We start from the raw sequence: 19,473 nt of genomic DNA, 5'->3' as shown, positions 1-19,473 counted from the left end.
ATGTATTTTGAGGCTGTAATGGTCAAAGGTACATGAAGTATGATCAGAGTTAAAGGTGCAAGAGAGCATAATTTGCAGGGTATTGATGTCAATATACCAAAAAATAAGTTAGTTGTTATAACCGGACTAAGTGGTTCTGGTAAGTCTAGCCTCGCATTCGATACGATTTATGCAGAAGGCCAACGCCGATACGTCGAAAGTCTATCGGCTTATGCACGTCAATTTCTTAATATTCAAGATAAACCAGATGTTGAGTCAATCACAGGCCTCTCTCCTGCAATATCAATTAATCAAAAGTCAATCTCAAAAAATCCAAGATCAACCGTTGGAACCGTTACTGAAATTTACTATTATGTACGTTTGATATATGCACGAGTAGGAATACCTTATTCACCTGTAACCGGGTTGCCAATAATGAAACAGGCTGTATCTCAAATTGTAGATACTATTATAGCATTACCTTTAGAAACTAAAATATACATACTTGCTCCTATTGTGCGTGGGAGAAAAGGAGAGCACTTCAAAGAGATATTGGAAATTAAAAAGCAGGGTTACGTGAGACTAAAAATAGATGGTGAAACATACAATATAGATGACTTTCCTAAACTCGATAAAAACAAGAAACATGATATTTTTGCTATTGCAGATAGAATATCCATATCAGATGATATAGGAAATCGACTACCAAGCAGTGTAGAATCAGCATTGAGTCTGGGCCATGGCTTAATGTATGCAGAAATAGTGAACTTACCTGATAACCACAATTCCGAGTATAAAAATGGTCAAACTTTAACTTTCTCAGAGAATTTTGCATGTTCTGAATCTGGCTTTACTCTTGCAGAAATAGAGCCAAGATTGTTTTCTTTTAACAGCCCCTACGGTGCATGCAGTTCATGCAATGGGCTAGGTAAAAAACTAAGTGTTGATGCAAAGCTAATAGTGCCAGATGAAACGCTCTCGATATCTGAAGGTGCTTTAAAGCCAATTGGATCAATATTCCGTCAAGTGCATACAAACTATGGATTGCTAAAAAATGCAATTCTATCACTGGCTGAAAATTGCAAATTTAGCCTTGATGTTCCGTGGAAGAATATAGACCAAAAAGTGAAGGATTTAATACTTTTTGGCTCCAGAGAAATGAAATTTCAAGGTTTGATCAGCATCCTAGAACGCCAGATGGATTACGATGCATCACTTATTGATAGGTATTGTTCTGTTACTGACTGCAAAGAATGTGCTGGCTATAGATTAAGAAAAGAAGCACTTACAGTAAAAATTGACGAAAAACATATAGGTGAAATATCAAGGCTCAGCATCGATGAATCCCTTAAGTGGTTTGGAGATTTATCAGATAAACTTACAGAACAACAAAGGCAAATTTCAAATAAAATATTAAATGAAATAATCAAAAGGCTGACATTTTTAAAGAATGTAGGGCTAAATTACCTTACACTTGACCGTGAATCTAGCACTCTCTCTGGTGGTGAAAGCCAGAGGATCAGGCTTGCTTCGCAAATTGGTTCTGGTTTAACAGGAGTGCTATACGTGCTTGACGAACCCTCAATTGGCCTTCATCAATGTGATAATGATCGATTAATTGCCACACTTAGAAATCTGAGAGACATGGGTAATACTGTGATTGTTGTTGAACATGATGAAGACACAATAATGGCTGCTGATTATGTGATTGATATTGGTCCTGGAGCTGGCTTGAATGGAGGAAAAATCGTTGCAGAAGGAACACCACATCAGGTACAAAAAAATTCAGAGAGCATAACAGGACAGTATTTAAGTGGAAAGAAGGAAATTTCAATTTCAAAAAGAAGAAAGCAAACAACTCAGTTCATAAAGGTAGTTAACGCATGTGAGAATAACTTAAAAAATATAAATGTTGAATTTCCTATAGGTAATCTTATTTGTGTTACTGGAATATCAGGAGGAGGAAAATCAAGTTTAGTAATAGAAACACTATATAAATACTCAGCACAGAAGATAAATCATTCATCTGCAAAGCATGGTAAATGCGATAAAATAGAAGGCCTTGAGTATATAGATAAAATTATAGAAGTGGATCAGTCACCAATTGGTAGGACCCCAGCATCAAATCCAGCAACATATGTTGGTGTGTTTACTCACATCAGAAATTGGTTTGCAGGTCTCCCAGAGTCGAAGGCACGAGGTTACAATATAGGCCGATTTTCATTTAATACCAAGGGAGGAAGATGTGAAGCTTGTAAAGGTGATGGGCATTTAAAGATCGAGATGCATTTCCTGCCGGACGTTTATGTGAAATGTGAGCAATGTAGAGGACAGAGGTATAACCGAGAAACATTGGAAGTTACTTACAAGGGAAAATCAATTTCTGATGTGCTTGATATGACAATAGATCAAGCATGTGACTTTTTTGAAAATCTTCCAATTATAAAGGAAAAGTTGACTTCTTTACAGGAAGTAGGGCTTGGTTATATAACGCTTGGACAGTCGTCAACAACGTTGTCCGGAGGTGAAGCACAACGAATAAAGCTTTCTAAGGAACTATCAAAGAGATTTACCGGTAAAACATTGTATATTCTCGATGAGCCAACAACTGGGTTACATTTTGAAGATGTAAATAATTTACTGAAAATACTCCATAGGCTAGTTGATTTAGGAAATACTGTTATAGTTATTGAGCACAATTTACATGTTATAAAAACTGCTGATTACATAATAGATATTGGTCCAGAGGGTGGAGTAAAAGGTGGCGAAGTGGTTGCTGTAGGAACTCCAGAAAAAGTTGCACAGACTCCAAAAAGCGTTACAGGCAAGTATCTTAAAACATATTTATTGGATCAAGTGTCGACTATTTCTTAATAATTAGGTTATGAGGAGCATTTTGAAAGGTATACCTAACATATTTAATTCATGAATCTTTTCTTATTAAAAAAAAAGCTACAGATCCCATATTTCCAAACTTATGCGTAAGTTGTGAACGTATAATTGATAAAAGTTATGATTTATGTAGTGAATGCAATAAAAAATCAATTTTAACTAAGCATTACTGTAATATTTGTGGTGTAGTAATTCCAGATAACATTGATACATGTGGTGGACGCATCAGTAACCCTTCACCATTTAAAGTATTGAGACCAGTTTTTGCCTACGATGAACATACCAAAAATATGATTATAAATTTAAATTTTTTGATAACTTAAACTACATGAAAGTCTACGCAAAGTAGATGTACAAAGCTAACAAAGACATGTTTCAAAATGCAGAGGTCACAATTCCCATACCGCTACATAAAATACGCTTATTTAAGCGTAAATATAATCAAGCAGCATTGCTCGCGAAGGAATTAAGTAAGTTATCTTACTTATCTTATACACCATTTGCAATAAAACGTATTCGTCACACTGTACCTCAAGCTGGTCTTTCACGTATTTGCTTTCCCATGTTTATAATTATGCTCATAATAAATATGATAAGATAGATATAAATTTTTACTTCCGTGTTTTTTCTATTGTTGTTTATAATGACTATAGTTACATCACATATTTCTTTCAATTAAAAGGATCAGTTATTTATTGCAAATCACTGACTTTTTTAATGGATTCTTTTTCTAAATGATTTCCAAAGATGTGTTTACTTTTGTTTGTAATTGTGTAGTAACTGCAACGTAAAGTTATAGGAGGTAAAGATGGATTGTGAAAATCTGAAAAAGATATTAAGTGCAATTGATAAAGATGCAAGTGTAAATAAAGATAACGTAATTAATAAAATAAAAAGAGTATTGCGAAGGGAAGATACAATAGCGTATCGAGAGTGGGAAAATAAAAATCTTAGTATAAATCATAGATTCATCCAAAGTGATCCTGATGCAGAATTTACATTATTAATTGCAGCTGCAGCAGCTGGCTGTAAGGATTTAGTGAATGTTTTATTAGAGAGGCATGAGGATATTCATGTAGAAGGTGAAAATAGAGAGACTGCTTTGCATCATGACGTTTATAGTCGATGTGTAGGTGTAGTAAATGCTCTACTAAAAAAAGGTGCTGATGTTAATGTAAAAGACAGAGGTGGTAGTACTCCTTTGCATTATGCCGCTAAAATGGCTATTTAGAGATAGTAGATGCTCTACTAGACAGAGGTGAAGATGTTTATGAAAAAGATAGTTTGCAGGAAAATCCTTTATATTATGCCATTATAAATCACCAAGAAGATACGGTAGAGAGTATAAAAGGGTTTTTAAAAAATAAAGTAGTTCAAGGTAGTGTAGTTGTTGGTGGCTTAGTTGCCATGTTAGGAAATTTTGTAACATCGACGCTTTTTATAACCGAGACAATGGAAATTACGTTAACATCTGTTACGGAAGCAATAGCTTTATCTGTATCAACAGCATTAACATCTGGTTATGCTAAATAACTAATGTCAAAATTCGATAACGAAATAAAAGAAATAAAAGAGCGACAAAATGTAATGGAAGGGAGGCAAAGCTTAACAGAAGGATGGCAAAGTGTAGATCTATAAAGCATACGTATACATCATGCTCTTTCGTAACTTTTTACTTCCACACTTCTTTAGTGTTGCTTATAATAACTATAGATTTAGATCTTAATTAGAGGCTTTAATTACCTACTCTAAGTTGCTGAATTTCTTATCATAGCACCTATCATTCCAGCACCCTAAAATGAAAGAAAAAGAACGCTTAATTAAAAATACAACATACCATCTTATATCTTAATACTGAATAATACCTCGATTATAGATCGATGAAGGACACCTTGAGTTATATTTTTAGTTATTCTTGCTTTACTATGAAAAGCTTGTACTCTTTAAATGTATTATTTATAAATTCACCTTTTATAAGCTAAAATATGTCTATTAGAGCTAATATACCTTTTTTATAGCTGGTGCTATTGCTTCTCTTACATTAATTATATCTGGAGTTTTTGCTGTAGTTCCAGCTTTAAATATAGCTCTCCCTGTTATTTTTATTTTATTTGCGCTTTCTGCAGTAGTAATTGTGTTTTCATATAAAATGATCAAACAAAGTAAAAAATCTCAAGAAAACTCGAAAGCTGAAGTGAAAGAGCTAAATAAAGAGTCAGGTAAAGAAGAATTAGAGAATGAAGAGGCTAAAGAAAATAAAAAGAGGCTTATAGATCTAGAAAAAAAGTCGAGAGAATTTTAGATAGTTTTGTAATGCAAGATAAAGTGTAGAGGTTAGAAAAAGTGGTTGTTGACCTTTCTGCACAGTTAATTAATAGTAATGCAATAGATGAAGTAGAAGAAAAGTTGAGTATCGAATTTTATGCAAAAGGTGAAGAAAGAGGGTGTAATACAACACTTGATGATATTATATTACAAAATGGCATAAAAGAAAAATTGAAAGAGATTTATAAGTTACAAGGCAGAGGATATCTCTTGTACGTTCCACCAGGAACTAGTAAGCCTAGTATTAGTAGGGCAATTGCAAATCAAACTAAATCTCTCTTTGCGTTTATGTATGTTTTTGTATCTTGCTTGTTTAATCAATCAAATATAGATAGGCTTTTTAAGAAAGCAGAGGCAAACAGTCCGTGTATAATTTTTATGGATGAGATTGACGTCATTGGCAAAAAGCGCACTTTCAGTGAAAATTCAGGACCTTTAACTCATTTACTCACTAAATTGGATGGAGAGTTTTTATCCTCAAAAAATATAACGGTAGTTGCTGCAACTAGTCATAAGGATCATTTAGATCCTGCGCTTATTAGGGGTGGTCGTTTGGAGTGTATTGAGTTTCCTGGGCTGGATAAAGACGATACACGTCAAAAAATATTAAAAGAACGGTTAGAAAAATTGAAAGATAGCGATATGAAAATTATTGTACAGGCTAGTAAGGGATTAGCAATGGCAAATCTGATTTGCTTAATCAATAAAATAAACGAAACTATAAAAAAGGAAGGCAAAATAAAATATTTTCGCGTTTTCTGTAAAGAATTCAAAAAGGAGCATAACATAGAAGATGAGCAAGATAAGAAACATAGTAACGGAAAAACTAAAAACGAGGATATAGAGCTATCATCTGGAAGATTATCTAGACGTTCATCAGTAAGCTCTTCATTTAGTGATGTATCTTCTCGAGGAAGTAAGCGGTAAATCGAGGAATAAAGAGAATTACTACACAGTATGAGATGACGCCGTGCAAGTTGACACAATTCGAATCATGTTATTCCAGTTGGTGAAACTGTAATGGATTTGTTGCATAGGTCAAATAAAAAGAACTTGCAGTTACTGACAAAATTCAATAGTTGGATTATATGGATGAGAGAAATTCTACAATCAAGCTCATAAAGTCATATGATTAAGATGGTATAAAGAGGTGGACAAAAGAGATAAATTGTGGGAAGAGATCTTATATAGAAAGTTTTTTTTCTCTCGACTGAAGCAAACATTTGGGTTTAGTTTTAGAAATAAATCTGAGGTTAATCGTGAGAGAGAACTGCTGCTCAAGTGTTATTTGCTTAACAAATTTACTGATATAGGCATGGCTAAACTTGAGATAGCTTCATGAATTTATTCCACCTTACCTATTATCTGAAGAGTGATGCAACAAAGCCTGCTGGAATCCAGTTTTTCATTTCATCAAATTTAGCATAAGCTTAAGTTTGCTTATAAAATTTTCTGGATGCCAGTGTATGGGAACTGGCATGACATTATGGAATTTGGGCTCCAGTGTCAACTACTCTAATGACACCTGATTATGATGAAAGAAATCTAATGATTTATATAAACCCCATAGCGTGGCGAATGAAGCGTTTTTTAAGAAAATTTGAATTTTCAACTATCATTAAACCAAATGCTCTAGCGCAAAATATTCTGTTGGAAAATATCCTATTTAGTCCATCAGTTGCAAGTGCCATAGTAAAATTATCAAAGTATCTGTCACGTGAAATTTTCTTCAATAGATAATTACTGCCAACATCAATGCCAGACGCTTTTGCAGTAGTTATTTGTCTAATAACACTCTCTACATCTCTCATTCCAAGATTAAGTCCTTGACCTGCAACTGGATGGATTGAATGTGCTGCATCGCCAATAAGCAAAATTCTGCTTTTACGCAGCTTTCTCGCAAAAGTAAAACTCAAAGGATAAAGTCTTCTTTCACCCTCTAATTCAATTTCTCCCAAATAAGAACCAAATCTTTTTTTGAGTTCTGTGACAAATTCCTCCTCGGATAAGCTCATCAGCATTTTTGAAATTTCGTATTTTTCTGTCCAAACTATTGAAGAAGTATAGCCACCTTTCATTGGCAAAATTGCAAATGGACCACCAGGAAAAAACCTCTCTACAGCTAAGTTTTGGTGATGTAGTTCATGTTTTACATTAAATACCATGCTATTTTGTTTGTAACCAAATTTTATCATTGGTATAGAAAACATCTCTGGCAGCTTAGAGTTTTTACCTTCAGCGCAGATAAATAGCGATGATATCAATTTTTGATCATTATCAAGATTAACTTCCACGTATCCTTCGTCACAAGAAATTGTTTTATAGGAACGTGGAGAATATATATTGAGTTTATGCAAAAAATTATTATTGATTGCATTCCATATAATAGCGCTCTTGATTACATAGCCCATTGGCTCTTCGCCGACCATTTTATGGTCATAATGTACAGTAAATGGACTATCTCCATCTAATATACATATATCAAGTATTGGTTCAGCTTCGCTTTCTAAGAGGCGCCAAATCCCTAATTTTTCTAGTATTTTTTTTGATCCTTGAGAAATAGCAAATGCTCGATTATCATCAATTGCACGTGGTAAACTGTTTTTCTCAATTATGGCTACAGATACAGAGTCATTACTCATGCCAATAGCAGTAATAAGACCAATTATCCCACTACCTGAAATGATTACATCGTAATTCATTTTTTAACCTAAAATTGCATTCTACCCACTTTTAAAATAGTTTAAACGAACTTTGTAGATACTGAACTTCTCATTACTATCTTAGTTATAACCAAAATAGCAATAAATATTAATTGTTCTACACTAAATTAGGTTTAATTTTATTAAAGGAGCTAGATTATGACTACAGATTGCAAAAAAGAATTACTAAATTGCATTAACAAGTACAGAGAAGAACTTGCGGAAAATAAAGCAGCAATTAGACAAACTTTAACTAGCGATAAAATTAATATAAGCGATTACTTTTATCAGGGTGATAAAATCTGTAACAAAGAGCTGTTTAACATAGGAAGTGAGTGTCAAGATACAAAATATGGTAGTCGATAAGAATATACGTATGATGAGTGGAAGGAAAAATTGAAAAACCTCATGCTAAAGATGTTAAAAAATGAAGTAAAAGGTAAAATATTAAAAAAGTTTTGAAGATTATGAAAAATATCATAAAAATGCTACTGAAGCTATAAAAAGAGAATTAGACATAGATTCAAAATTAAAGGCAATTCTCAAAGAAAAGCAACAACCAGAAACTGATGTAACTCGAGCATATTATGAAGTTATACGAGATTTATATAAAAATGGAGACATGCGCTCTCAACTAAAGTGCAATGATCTTGATTGTTTTAATAGAAAAACAGAAGATAATCTATCTCAAAAACAATCCGAGCTAGCTGCTATGAAGGATAACTTTTTAGATAATACGCAAAATATTTTTCAACATATTCAAGTTGAAGATAGTATTTTTTAGAGAAATAAGATTGTGCTATTTTTTTTAATGAAATTTCTTAAGTGGTAGATTATTTTTTACAGCTATAGCTGAGGTAGCTGTCACTATCTAAAATGTAACAAATAAAATACCAATCTTAAATATTGCTATATTTTACGATAGTTTCTCAACTTGATGCACATACTTTTGGAATATTCTCATTTGTCAAATAGTTTCTGGCATGCTACACAATCTGTAATGCAGGTTTTAACTTACTTTTACGCAATATTGATCATTCTTGAAGAGCAATCTAACATTTTCTATTCCTTGATTACGAAGCTTTGATGCAGCTGATTTAGCTACCTGAGCGTTTACAAAAAATGCTACATATCCCTTACTTTCTGCATTGTTTTGTTTTGGGTGAAGTTTCTGCATTTCTTTTTCATATTGCCTTTTGTAATGAGGAGTATTTTGTATCAATTGTTCTGACCTCTTTCTTAAGTACTCAACTTTTACCTTAGCAAGCCCAGACTTATGAAATCCTAAAACTTGTGCTGCTTTTTCTGACAAGTCTATTATTCTACCATCAACAAATGGCCCTCTATCATTAACTCTTATAACAAGCTTCCTTCCATTTTCTAAATTAGTAACAAGAACAAAACAGGGTAGGGGCAAGGTCTTATGTGCTGCAGAAATCAAGTGACGATTAAACACTTCACCGTTAGCTGTAATTGTGCCGTGATCTTCTATTCCATACCACGATGCTATTCCTACTTCTTCATAACAGCTACAGTATTTTGGGTGGTGGGTGATACCATTTATTGTATAGCTACTGCCAATTTTATAATGGCCTGTGGTGTGATTACACCTATTGCTAAAACTACAACTACTCATCAAAAAGAATATTAGACATAGAAAGGCTAATTTTTTTATCATTGTACTTAGTGAAATGGTTCGATACCATGAGGATTTTAGATTATAATATAATAAATTTAGTAATAAGTAAACGTCTACTGCCAAATATGCACAGCACTAAAAAAGAAGTAATACATATAATCGGTGTAGGTGGAATTGGAATGAGCGCAATTGCTGAAATTCTTCATAATTCCAGTTATAAAGTTCAAGGCAGTGATACGCGATCAAACGACAATATAGATAGGTTACAAAAATTAGGTATAAAGGTCTATATTGGTCACAATGTAAGTGGTATTAGACAAGCTCAAATAGTTGTACATTCTTCCGCAATAAAACCTGATAATGTGGAGCTAGTTGCAGCAAGAAATAACAATAAAACCGTTTTGCATAGGTCAGACATACTGGTTAAAATTATGAAAGGTAAATATGTGATAGCAGTTTCAGGTTCAAGTGGCAAGACAACGACGACAGCTATGATTGCTTCCATTTTTGATCATTCTGGTACTGACGCCACTGTAATTGTCGGAGGAATATTAAATTCCTATCATAGTAATGCAAAACTTGGCAAAAGTGACATTTTCTTAATTGAGGCTGATGAGTCTGATGGAACTATGTTAAAAATTCCTGCAGATATTGCTGTTGTAACAAGTATTAATGACGACCATATAGACCATTACGGTACATTTAACGACATCAAAAATGCGTTTTCTAGATTTGCAAACAACGCGAATTTTGCTATTTTTCCTGATTCTACAGACATCAATCATGGTGCAAGTAATTCTATAAAGTTTTGGTTTGGAAATGGTAAAATTAGAGCTAGCAACATAAAACAACACAATAATAGCATAGAATTTGACGTACTGATTAGTATAAACGAAAGTAATCGTATTCCATTGTCCACTACTCGAGTAGTTGAGAGGGGTGGAATAAAAGCAGCCCTTTCTTCATCACCTCAATGCTTGAAACTGGATTCTCGTTTCAATGTTAAACAAGAGACTATAGAATTTAAGAGGACAATCCCTAGAAAATCTCTACATTCAAAAAAAGTAAATCGTACTAATGCTATTTGAACAAGCTAGCGTAAAAGTAAGCTAAATTTTTTAAGGTACAAAAATAGCAGGAAACAATTGTTTAAAAAATTGGAATTTGATTGGATTGCTGAAATTTGTCTCTCAAACTTTAGATGCATGGGCAAGATAATACTCTTTAACTAATATAGATTAGGTGATTTGGAAGAGATACATCTAGAGCAGCTGGCAAAGTTACAATACATGTTACCGCAATAAAATGAGAAGGATCTATATGGTGATTATAGATTTTTCCAGATCTTAAAAACAATAAATAGACAGTAAATTAGAACTACTGCAAAAAAAAAACAAGAATAGCTACACTGGTTGCTTGACCATCGTAAACGTAGCTTGTTAAGCAGATAAAAATAGCCATGATAGAAGCTCTAATAAATGAAATTGCAGAAGAAGTTGTGCCTTTCATTTCAGGGGAAATATTTAATGATGCATTGAAAGTGACTGCTTGACAAATTCCATAGCCAATACAAAATAGCCGTAGGCAGCTTTGCTAAGTAATAAGCACTGGGCATGATTATGCTGAATATTAAAAGTGATAGGGATCCAATAGCAATTACGCCTTTACCGGAATTACACAACAAATTGCTCCAAGTTTCTTTAAGATCTTACCGGAAAATAGGCTAATTAGTGAGAAAGACCAAACCATTGCACCTTGATGTAGCGCATAAATAGTTCTGGATAAACCAAAAGTTTCCATATACAAAAAAGGGACACGAGTAATGAATAACATATAAGCTGCAGAAAAAAGGCTCTGTGTCAAAGACAACACCATAAATTTTGAACTTGATAATAATTTTTTATAGTCTTTCATCATTTTTTAGACTAAAAATATCACGGTCCTTTTTTGTTTCTGGTAACAGAAGAAGCAGCAAAACCCAAGAGATGAAACAAAGTATTGCAACACTTGCATAGTTGTCACGCAACACAACAATTTTGCTGATGAAACTGCCTAATACTGGTGCAATTACTATGAGAACTGTGAGAATAGAATTCATGATTCCAATGAATTTTACTGCTTCGTTGCCTTTATAGCTGTCTGCAATAATTGCAAACACAACTACAGATGTGCTAATACCAATGCCTTGAATAAAGCGAGAGATTAAAAGCTCAAAAACTGACAGAGCAAAAATACAGCCAACAGCACCGATGAGTAGCAAAGTATTGCCTATGATCATCATCCTTCTTCTGCCATAGCATTCAGACAATGGACAAAAAATAACCCTCCTATGCAAATGCCTAAAAAATTATAAGCAATAGTTAATTGAATTATGCCTTCCGGTACGTTAAAATAGCGTACTATATTAGGAAAACTAGGTACAGAAATATCAATTTCAATGAACCTAGCAAGTAGAGATAGAATTAATAAAAACGGTAGTAACACCTAAAATCTTTAATTAATAAATAAAAATATCACATTTAAAGCGTTGAAAGAAGAACATTTTTCACTATTATCAAAATGGGTAAAGACACACCATATAAAGAAGTGGTGGAATGAGGATATAAATTGGACACCAGAGTTAATTGAGAAAAAATATAGCAACTACGTTAAAGGATTCAAACATTTGAAATCTAAGATACGAACTATTGAAAAACCAATGCACGCATTCATTATTAATTTTGATGGAGTTGATACTGGTTATATTCAATATTACAACAAACATGATTTCCCACCTGAACAGGTCTATAACACTTTAGAACTTCCAGAAAGTTGTGCTGCCATAGACTGGTATATAGGAGAGCTGAATTATATAGGTAAAGGAGTTGGTTCACAAGCTTTGAATATATTTTTAAACAAATTTGTCTTTAAAGTTTATGAGAATGCCTTTGTCGACCCAGGTATAGTAAATATTTGTGCAATCCGTGTTTACGAAAAAGTTGGCTTTAAAAAGTTATGGAAAATAATAGTGCAATTTTAATGATTAAGGCAAGAATTCCTGAGAACCATTCAAGATGAGTATTTTTTCAACAATCTACCTAAATTACTACAAGTGGTTTATAACAATATACAAGGAGCTTTATACAAACTTAACATCATTTAATCATAAAAATATCATTATTAAGTCCTATATAAGAACAAATTTTGGCACTCAGTGAATCTTTTTTAACTAATTATGAACTTGATTAAGTGGAAAATAAATTTTACTTACTTTTACAATACCTTAAAATCTAATATCACTTTATCAGCAAAGATATCACAATAGGCTAGTATGTTCTTTACTCTTTTCCTCAAAATATTACCTATTTACATTACAATACTTATTGGTTACTTAGCAGGAAGATATCTTAAAATTGATAGAAATACTATATCTCAAATACTCTTTTATATAGCTAATCCAATAGTGATTTTATACGGAGTATCTCATACAGCAGTTAATTTAAAAGTAATTTCTCTGCCGATTTTGATATGGTTTATAGGTAGTACTATGTCTTTATCAGTGTATTATCTTTCTTCTTTTTTATTTAAGGACAACACGAGAAACATATTAGCGTTTAGCTCGGGCAGCACAAGTATGGGTTATTTTGGTCTACCGATTGCCATTGCTTTATTTGATGAAGATTCAGTGTCTGTGTATGTTGTCTGTTACATAGGAATGGCACTATTTGAAAATAGCTTGGGATTTTATATAGCTGCAAATGGTATCTATACTGCAAAGGAATGCGTATTAAAGTTACTCAAACTTCCCTCATTATATGCAATGATTTTAGGTTTCTTTTTAAGTATATATGATATACAAATACCCACTTTTTTGACAGATGTTATGATAAATATCAGAAGTACATTTATCACATTAGGAATGGTGCTGCTTGGAGTAAGTATTGCACAAATTACAAATTTTAAAGTAGATTGGAAGCTTGCCTTGACCACTATTGTAGCAAAGTACATATTCTGGCCGTTATTTGTTTTGGGAATTGTCTTGCTAGACAAGCATATTACAGGTATATACGATGAAAGCATCTATAAAGCACTGATGTTACTGGCTATTATTCCGATTTCTGGATCCAGTATAATACTTGCTAATATTTTAAATTACCAACCAGATAAAGCTACTTTATTGCTCCTAATTAGTACTGCAGTGGGACTATTTTATGTTCCACTTATAATATCATTATTTTTTACTAAACTTGTCCCTTTTTGATCGAAAATTTAAGCGCTAGGCCTATTCACAAAACTTGAATTTAGACTAGACTTTTTGGATAATCATAAGAGAAACTAATCCTTTTTTCCTCTCCTTTCTTATTTTTCACACATAATAGGAAATTATCAATTGATGGAATTTTCGCAATAATGTCAATAGCAGTAAGATTTCCTACACCTTTTAGCAGGTCTATAGTTGAATTTGGATGCTCTATGAGCAGCAACAAATAAATGTGACTTACCTTTTTTATATGATGCTATTAACCGAATAGGTATTCGCTTGACACTTCCGTATCTTTGTTATCATTAGTAGCACTAAAGGAAAAACTAAACTTAATAAGATTTGAAGCATATTGTTGTTCCATGATTCACGTAATGCTGCTATGCCTTCGTTGCAAACGTTATCATAAAGTAAATTAACTTCTTTAATATTTGAAAAATCACCACCCCTTAGCGCACTCATTAATATTATTCTACTTTCAACATCAATATCATTAGAAATTAAATCAAGTTTAACAAGATTTGGAAAGTTACCCATTCTTTAACAATTTAGTGGTTGCTATTGAGCCTTCTGCGACAATAATGCTAGAAGCTAATTCACACTCAGTGATATTTGGAAGATTAATATTCTCTAATGCTTCATTTAAAACTTCTCTACACTGAGCATAAATATAACAATTAGATAAAGTGAAGATTGTAATATTTTGCTTTTTCTGTAAAAAGTTCACTAGCTTTTCCATATATACGTATAGATTATGTAACTCTCAGGTGTTACTATCAATACATCGATTAAAGTCAGCCTCCATGGTTTCTGTAACTTATATAGCTGCTAATTACAGCATAAATTTAAATAATTGTCAACCTTATGAACAACTAACTTTACTTCTTTTTAACCTGATACCTATGCTTTGTTTAAAATTTCCATCAAAAAGCAATATCACCCCCTCCAGTCAACCTTTCTGCTTCATTTCGTGAAATCAATGCCTCAATAAATTCATCTAGTTCACCTTCTTTTATAATCTGTTCTAGTCGATGTGAAGTGAGATTAATTCTATGATCTGTTATTCTTGATTGTGGAAAGTTATAAGTTCTTATACGCTCAGAGCGATCTCCAGAACCAATTTGGCTTTTCCTCATTGTTGACCTTTCCATTTCTTTTTTTTGTCTTTCAATTTCGTATAGCCTTGCTCTCAACACTTTGAGCGCTTTAGCCTTATTTTTGTGCTGCGATTTTTCATCTTGCTGTATTACAACTATCCCTGTTGGCAAGTGGGTGACCCTTACTGCGCTGTCAGTCGTATTAACTGATTGCCCTCCAGGACCACTGGATCTATAAACATCTATGCGTAAATCCTTTTCTTCTATTTTAAAGTCAACCTCTTCTACTTCAGGTAATATTGCGACAGTAGCTGCGGAAGTGTGTAACCTTCCTGAGGATTCAGTTTCTGGCACTCTTTGTACTCTGTGCACTCCTGACTCAAATTTCAGTCTTGCAAAAACTTCTGTTCCATTAATGACCGCAGAAGCTTCCTTATAGCCACCTATACCTGTATTAGAAATACTTATTGGCTCAAACTTCCAATTTCTTCTTTCTGCATATTTTTGATACATACGAAATAACATCGCTGCAAATAATGCTGCTTCTTCTCCTCCTGTGCCTGCTCTAATTTCTAATATTGCATTTCTTGAGTCATCTTCATCTTTGGGTAATAATGCCAACTTTAGTTTTGCTTTTACTTTCGGTAATAGTATCTTTTGCTTCTCAAGAAGTTCTCCTTTTGCTAACTCTTTTATATCACCATCGCTGTTCTCATCTTTCATGATTTCTTCTAAATCTAAAATTTCCTCTTTTAATATGTTATATTCATCGATTATCTCGATAATTGGTCTGAGTTCAGAGTATTCCTTTGAAAAACTAACGAATTCTTTTTGACTCAAATTTGTAGGGTTTTCCAGATTTCTCTCTACATCAGAAAACTTTTTTTTTAAGTCTTGTAAATTATTCTCTATATCCATATAGTACAGGTCTAGTTTTTAGCTGTTTAAGTAAGTAATATATACTGAAATAAAAAATTTCTTATATCAAGTAATAACACTATAATTGTCTCGAATATTTCTACCTAAGTATAATGGCAAAACAGATAACATCAATCTGCAGCTTCATTTTTGGAGCTTCAGACAAAAAATCATTACCAGATGGGTCGGCTCCAGAGATTGCATTTTCTGGTAGATCAAACGTAGGAAAATCAAGTTTAATCAACTTGCTGATAAACAGCAAAAAAGCTGCAAGAGTTTCTTCTAAACCTGGATGCACTAGACAAATAAATTTTTACTCTATGTACAATGATAAGTTTAGGATTGTCGACCTACCGGGTTATGGCTATTCTTGTGCAAGCAAGGAAGAAGCAGTACAATACTTAAACCTAATTGAGTACTATCTAATTCACAGGAGAAATCTAAAAAGAGTGTTTGTGCTTGTAGATAGCAAGGTAGGATTAAAAGAAATAGACAAAGACTTTGTTTATTGGTTAATATATAATAATATTAACTTTAGTATTGTGCTAACAAAAATAGATAAAGTGAATCAGGAAAGTCTAGATACTATTCTAGAGGATACTCAAAAGTGGGTTAATAATCAACATGTATCAATTCATCAAATAAGCATTCGTGTTAAGCATAAAATCACCAAGGTAAGAGATGAGTTTTTCAAATTTACAAGATAAAAAAATGAGAAGTGATGAATCTTTAAATGTTAAGATGCCATTGAAGGAAAAAACAGAAATATTATTTGAAGTTCTGTCTAACATACCTAAATTTGTAGGCGAAACTTTTATCATCAAATGCAGCGGTGTAATAATCTCAGATGAAACGCTGCTTAGTGCTTTTGCACATAATGTTGTTCTGTTGAAACAGCTTGGTATAAATCCGGTGGTAGTTCATGACGGAGAATATGAGATTAACTTAGTGTTAAAAATGCTAGGTATGAATGATAAGTTTATAAATGGTGTCAGACTTACAGATAAAAGCACTATGAAAATCATTGAAATGGCACTGTGTGGTTCAATTAATAAAAAGATTGTTCAGCATATAAATGCTGCTGGTGGTTCGGCTATTGGACTATGTGGAAAAGATGGCAACCTCATAAAAGCTGAAAAGATAAGCACTACGCTTAGGGAAAATAGATTAAATAATATTGAAAAAATACTAGACATGGGGTTTATCGGTAGACCAACTGAAATCAATCCTGATATATTATTCTTTATTGAAGAATCAGATTCTATACCAGTTATTGCACCTATCGGTTATGGAAAAAATGGAGAAACATATCATATTGATACTGATAGCATTGCAAGTGCAATTGCACTTGCAGTTTACGCGTCTAAAATGATAATTTTGAGTGATACAGATGAAGAAATAAACAAGGTTGGCAACAGAAGAGTCTTGATTAAGAATTTAAAAGAATCGATTGATTGTGGAAAAATTAAAGGGGAAAAATTTGTTGAAAGGCTTATGTCATATACTAAAATGGTAGAAGAATGTGCAGGGGTTGTTCACATAGTTGATGGTAGAGTACCTAATATTATACTTGATTTATTTACTGAGAATAATTCAGGTATATCAATAATGGATGACTAATAGCTGTGCTGCTTATAACCATATGAACATTGAAATTTGGGAATGTCTTGTGTCAAATTCCTATTCTCTTTTCCAGTCTTTTAGGTTTTTTCTCGCAAGCATAATAGTTTCGTATACATAATGAAACCGAATGGTGCTTTTAGCTTGATAACAGAGGAAAATAAAGAGTGCTTGGGTGTACACTCAGATAATGGTTTACCTTATAGATACCGATAGAAAAGTTGACTAAGATATACAATTCTCTCTGCTTCAAGTTACTCAAGATATCGGATCTACAAACTCTTTGTATTGAGTGTGTTTGGTCAATTTGAGTCCTTTAAATGAAAGGCGAAAATTGAGCATACTACCCCTCTTTACACAGTATCTTTAATGCAAATGCCCATGTGATTCCATAGATAATCTCTGTTTTTTTATTTTTTCTGTCCATTTATCATTTTCTATATCTTGTTTGTTGGTTGCTCTTTTTTCTTGCTCAACAATTGCCTTATCTATCTTCTGATGAATTGCATCAATTGCATTTTTTTCTTTGTATACTTCGCCTTTTCCTTCAACAATTAAATTGGTAAAAATATTTACAACAAACTGCACTTGATTATGATTAACCTGACCTTTTATCGAAGAAGGTAAAGAGTTTAATTCCATCAATACTTCTGATGCTGTTTTATCTTGAGTGAAAAGCCCTAAATTATCTGCTACTTCACTTATTAATAAATCTCTGTTTTCTTTATTATCTTCCAATTTATTATAATCACGCAGTAGATCTATAACTGAAGATACTCTGACTTTAATAATATCATCAACACCTTCACCTCCTAGAGCAACTCCTAATCCCAATAACCTCTCTCTGAGATTTTTCTTTAAAAGATTGGTAAATTTTTCATTTGCATCCGATCCTGTAGTAGATATTGTACCATCTAAATGGTTGTTTACTTTGATTTTGGTACCTAAGTTATGCTCTATTTGTATTTTTGCCTCAGGTTTAAATCCTAATTTTGCACAGAATTTCTGAAAATATTCTTTAATAATGTCAAACAAGGTCTTGCCATTGTCTTTATAGTTTTTCAACTCTTCAGGAAGAGTAAGTGATAATTTACCATCTCCGTATTTTACAAAGTCTTCACCATATTGAGACTCAAGTGTAAATTCTAATGAGCTGGATAGGTCACATATTTTTTCTTCCGGATTGTCAATCGTGGTTATAGGCATTGCCATATCAGACGTCACTTTTATGAGGTTGTGGTCAGTACAGTAAATGTTCAGAACTTTTTTAGGACTGTGTGGAGTTAAATTACAACTACTGAGTGCGGCATGAGATTCATTAAATATACCAGCCCCATACCCTGCTTGATTACAATTGGTGACTAACTCTTCTAAAAGAGCATCACTTGGAACACTTGCTCCAGCGTATCTAAACATTTCCTTAAAAATTTCCTTTGCTAATGCACGATAATCTTTTTTGGAGAATAGATGATAGGAGCTTCTCCCTGCGTTATAAAATCTCTCAAATTCCTTTCTATATTCATCAATTTTTTTTTCATCAGCAACTGTAGGGATATTACAATGATTTTCCCAAACTTCAGATAGTCTATCTTGATCAAGCTCCTTAAGTACTGGTTCCATAAAAGCTTTACCTTCTTCAGAGAGGTTATCAAAATTATCACGGTTAAAAATCTCATTTTTATAATCTTTAGCTCCTTCCTTAAATGCAATAATAAAATTTTTATCTATCTCTTTTTCATTAATAATAAAATTCATTCTTTGAAAATCTAAGAACATTGTTTCACCGGAATTTGCTAATTTATTATCTTGATCTGCTCTTAATTTACTAAAATTAAATTCTTTAGCTGTGGCCTTTAATCTAACTACCGGACTCTTCTTTGCCTCTTTCATAATTAGCACCTTACTATAAATATGATATAAGTTGTACCATATAATGATGAATAAATTTTTAATATATAAAAAAGTCGATAGTCTATCTCTTTATTTTAAGGATATAGGAAAGGCGTAGATTTCTCTTTTCATTTGTAGCATGCTGCATTAATATTTACGTATTAATCTAGA

General features: G+C 32.8%; 19 protein-coding genes and 5 pseudogenes. 15 read left to right on the top strand and 9 right to left on the bottom strand.

Annotated elements, in window-relative coordinates:
- Positions 1 to 39: 39 nt before the first annotated feature.
- From uvrA to wTpre_RS06390, 5 genes and pseudogenes are all read left to right on the top strand, one after another.
- Positions 40 to 2,853 (top strand): excinuclease ABC subunit UvrA, encoded by a 2,814-nt coding sequence (gene uvrA / locus wTpre_RS01710; protein WP_068651501.1) that lies wholly within the window; start codon positions 40 to 42, stop codon positions 2,851 to 2,853.
- A gap of 47 nt (positions 2,854 to 2,900) precedes the next feature.
- Positions 2,901 to 3,418: pseudogene (locus wTpre_RS07275) on the top strand (ComF family protein); the annotation flags it as partial.
- A 261-nt stretch (positions 3,419 to 3,679) separates the two neighbouring features.
- On the top strand, positions 3,680 to 4,102 hold the full coding sequence (locus wTpre_RS06395; protein ID WP_245609521.1) for an ankyrin repeat domain-containing protein: 423 nt from the start codon (positions 3,680 to 3,682) through the stop codon (positions 4,100 to 4,102).
- Positions 4,103 to 4,104: 2 nt separating this feature from the next.
- A pseudogene (locus tag wTpre_RS07270) lies at positions 4,105 to 4,155 on the top strand (hypothetical protein); the annotation flags it as partial.
- The gene (locus tag wTpre_RS06390) at positions 4,156 to 4,404 is read left to right on the top strand and encodes a hypothetical protein (protein WP_245609520.1); all 249 of its coding nucleotides are present in this window, start codon (positions 4,156 to 4,158) and stop codon (positions 4,402 to 4,404) included. It begins immediately after the preceding pseudogene.
- Positions 4,405 to 4,869: 465 nt separating this feature from the next.
- On the opposite strand, the gene wTpre_RS06385 is transcribed toward wTpre_RS06390, so the two are convergent.
- A complete protein-coding gene (locus wTpre_RS06385; RefSeq protein ID WP_245609519.1) occupies positions 4,870 to 5,028 on the bottom strand; it encodes a hypothetical protein in 159 nt (52 codons plus the stop codon).
- Here wTpre_RS06385 and wTpre_RS06380 point away from each other — a divergent pair.
- The 3 genes and pseudogenes from wTpre_RS06380 to wTpre_RS07470 form a co-directional block, all read left to right on the top strand.
- Positions 5,021 to 5,173 carry a hypothetical protein gene (locus wTpre_RS06380; RefSeq protein ID WP_245609518.1) on the top strand — a complete coding sequence of 51 codons (153 nt, stop codon included), beginning with the start codon at positions 5,021 to 5,023 and terminating at the stop codon, positions 5,171 to 5,173. The genes wTpre_RS06385 and wTpre_RS06380 overlap by 8 nt on opposite strands.
- Before the next feature lie 41 nt (positions 5,174 to 5,214).
- Positions 5,215 to 6,123 (top strand): AAA family ATPase, encoded by a 909-nt coding sequence (locus tag wTpre_RS01695; RefSeq protein WP_245609517.1) that lies wholly within the window; start codon positions 5,215 to 5,217, stop codon positions 6,121 to 6,123.
- Between the two features lie 152 nt (positions 6,124 to 6,275).
- Positions 6,276 to 6,538 (top strand): annotated as a pseudogene (locus wTpre_RS07470) (IS5 family transposase); the annotation flags it as partial.
- Between the two features lie 211 nt (positions 6,539 to 6,749).
- Here wTpre_RS07470 and ubiH read toward each other — a convergent pair.
- Positions 6,750 to 7,898, bottom strand: coding sequence for a 2-octaprenyl-6-methoxyphenyl hydroxylase (ubiH, locus tag wTpre_RS01685; RefSeq protein WP_068651499.1), 1,149 nt, complete (start codon positions 7,896 to 7,898; stop codon positions 6,750 to 6,752).
- A gap of 159 nt (positions 7,899 to 8,057) precedes the next feature.
- Between ubiH and wTpre_RS06375 the strand changes: the two genes are divergently transcribed.
- Positions 8,058 to 8,264, top strand: a complete 207-nt coding sequence (locus wTpre_RS06375; RefSeq protein WP_245609516.1) for a hypothetical protein — start codon at positions 8,058 to 8,060, stop codon at positions 8,262 to 8,264.
- 256 nt (positions 8,265 to 8,520) lie between these two features.
- Complete coding sequence (locus tag wTpre_RS06370; RefSeq protein ID WP_245609515.1) at positions 8,521 to 8,682, top strand: hypothetical protein; 162 nt, start codon at positions 8,521 to 8,523, stop codon at positions 8,680 to 8,682.
- 225 nt (positions 8,683 to 8,907) lie between these two features.
- Here wTpre_RS06370 and wTpre_RS01675 read toward each other — a convergent pair whose 3' ends face one another.
- Complete coding sequence (locus wTpre_RS01675; RefSeq protein WP_068651496.1) at positions 8,908 to 9,576, bottom strand: septal ring lytic transglycosylase RlpA family protein; 669 nt, start codon at positions 9,574 to 9,576, stop codon at positions 8,908 to 8,910.
- Positions 9,577 to 9,602: 26 nt separating this feature from the next.
- Between wTpre_RS01675 and wTpre_RS01670 the strand changes: the two are divergent.
- A pseudogene (locus wTpre_RS01670) lies at positions 9,603 to 10,431 on the top strand (Mur ligase domain-containing protein); the annotation flags it as partial.
- A 1,006-nt stretch (positions 10,432 to 11,437) separates the two neighbouring features.
- Here wTpre_RS01670 and wTpre_RS06365 read toward each other — a convergent pair.
- Positions 11,438 to 11,845 (bottom strand): MFS transporter, encoded by a 408-nt coding sequence (locus wTpre_RS06365; protein WP_245609512.1) that lies wholly within the window; start codon positions 11,843 to 11,845, stop codon positions 11,438 to 11,440.
- A 192-nt stretch (positions 11,846 to 12,037) separates the two neighbouring features.
- Here wTpre_RS06365 and wTpre_RS01660 point away from each other — a divergent pair.
- Together wTpre_RS01660 and wTpre_RS01655 are read left to right on the top strand one after the other, a co-directional pair.
- Positions 12,038 to 12,594: pseudogene (locus wTpre_RS01660) on the top strand (GNAT family N-acetyltransferase).
- Between the two features lie 253 nt (positions 12,595 to 12,847).
- A complete protein-coding gene (locus wTpre_RS01655; protein ID WP_068651490.1) occupies positions 12,848 to 13,777 on the top strand; it encodes an AEC family transporter in 930 nt (309 codons plus the stop codon).
- Between the two features lie 40 nt (positions 13,778 to 13,817).
- Here the strand turns inward: wTpre_RS01655 and wTpre_RS01650 are convergent, their stop codons facing one another.
- From wTpre_RS01650 to prfA, 4 genes are all read right to left on the bottom strand, one after another.
- Positions 13,818 to 14,000 carry a hypothetical protein gene (locus wTpre_RS01650; protein ID WP_179945523.1) on the bottom strand — a complete coding sequence of 61 codons (183 nt, stop codon included), beginning with the start codon at positions 13,998 to 14,000 and terminating at the stop codon, positions 13,818 to 13,820.
- Positions 14,001 to 14,023: 23 nt separating this feature from the next.
- Entirely contained in the window at positions 14,024 to 14,314 is a 291-nt protein-coding gene (locus wTpre_RS06360; protein WP_245609510.1) for a hypothetical protein, read from the bottom strand.
- Complete coding sequence (locus wTpre_RS06355) at positions 14,307 to 14,504, bottom strand: hypothetical protein (protein WP_245609509.1); 198 nt, start codon at positions 14,502 to 14,504, stop codon at positions 14,307 to 14,309. Before wTpre_RS06355 ends, wTpre_RS06360 begins: the two co-directional genes overlap by 8 nt.
- Before the next feature lie 196 nt (positions 14,505 to 14,700).
- Positions 14,701 to 15,792: a peptide chain release factor 1 gene (gene prfA / locus wTpre_RS01640; RefSeq protein WP_068651486.1), complete on the bottom strand. Its 1,092-nt coding sequence runs from the start codon at positions 15,790 to 15,792 to the stop codon at positions 14,701 to 14,703.
- A 113-nt stretch (positions 15,793 to 15,905) separates the two neighbouring features.
- Between prfA and yihA the strand changes: the two genes are divergently transcribed.
- Together yihA and argB are read left to right on the top strand one after the other, a co-directional pair.
- On the top strand, positions 15,906 to 16,499 hold the full coding sequence (yihA, locus tag wTpre_RS01635; RefSeq protein WP_068651484.1) for a ribosome biogenesis GTP-binding protein YihA/YsxC: 594 nt from the start codon (positions 15,906 to 15,908) through the stop codon (positions 16,497 to 16,499).
- Positions 16,474 to 17,412 (top strand): acetylglutamate kinase, encoded by a 939-nt coding sequence (argB, locus tag wTpre_RS01630; protein ID WP_245609508.1) that lies wholly within the window; start codon positions 16,474 to 16,476, stop codon positions 17,410 to 17,412. The genes yihA and argB overlap by 26 nt, the downstream gene beginning before the upstream one ends.
- Before the next feature lie 366 nt (positions 17,413 to 17,778).
- On the opposite strand, the gene wTpre_RS01625 is transcribed toward argB, so the two are convergent.
- Positions 17,779 to 19,302, bottom strand: coding sequence for a hypothetical protein (locus wTpre_RS01625; RefSeq protein WP_068651482.1), 1,524 nt, complete (start codon positions 19,300 to 19,302; stop codon positions 17,779 to 17,781).
- Positions 19,303 to 19,473: the final 171 nt, after the last annotated feature.

The sequence above is a fragment of the Wolbachia endosymbiont of Trichogramma pretiosum genome, from assembly GCF_001439985.1.
Classification (GTDB): domain Bacteria; phylum Pseudomonadota; class Alphaproteobacteria; order Rickettsiales; family Anaplasmataceae; genus Wolbachia.
The sequence above is the reverse complement of the archived record's forward strand: the minus strand, read 5'-3'. Positions and strand labels throughout refer to the sequence as shown.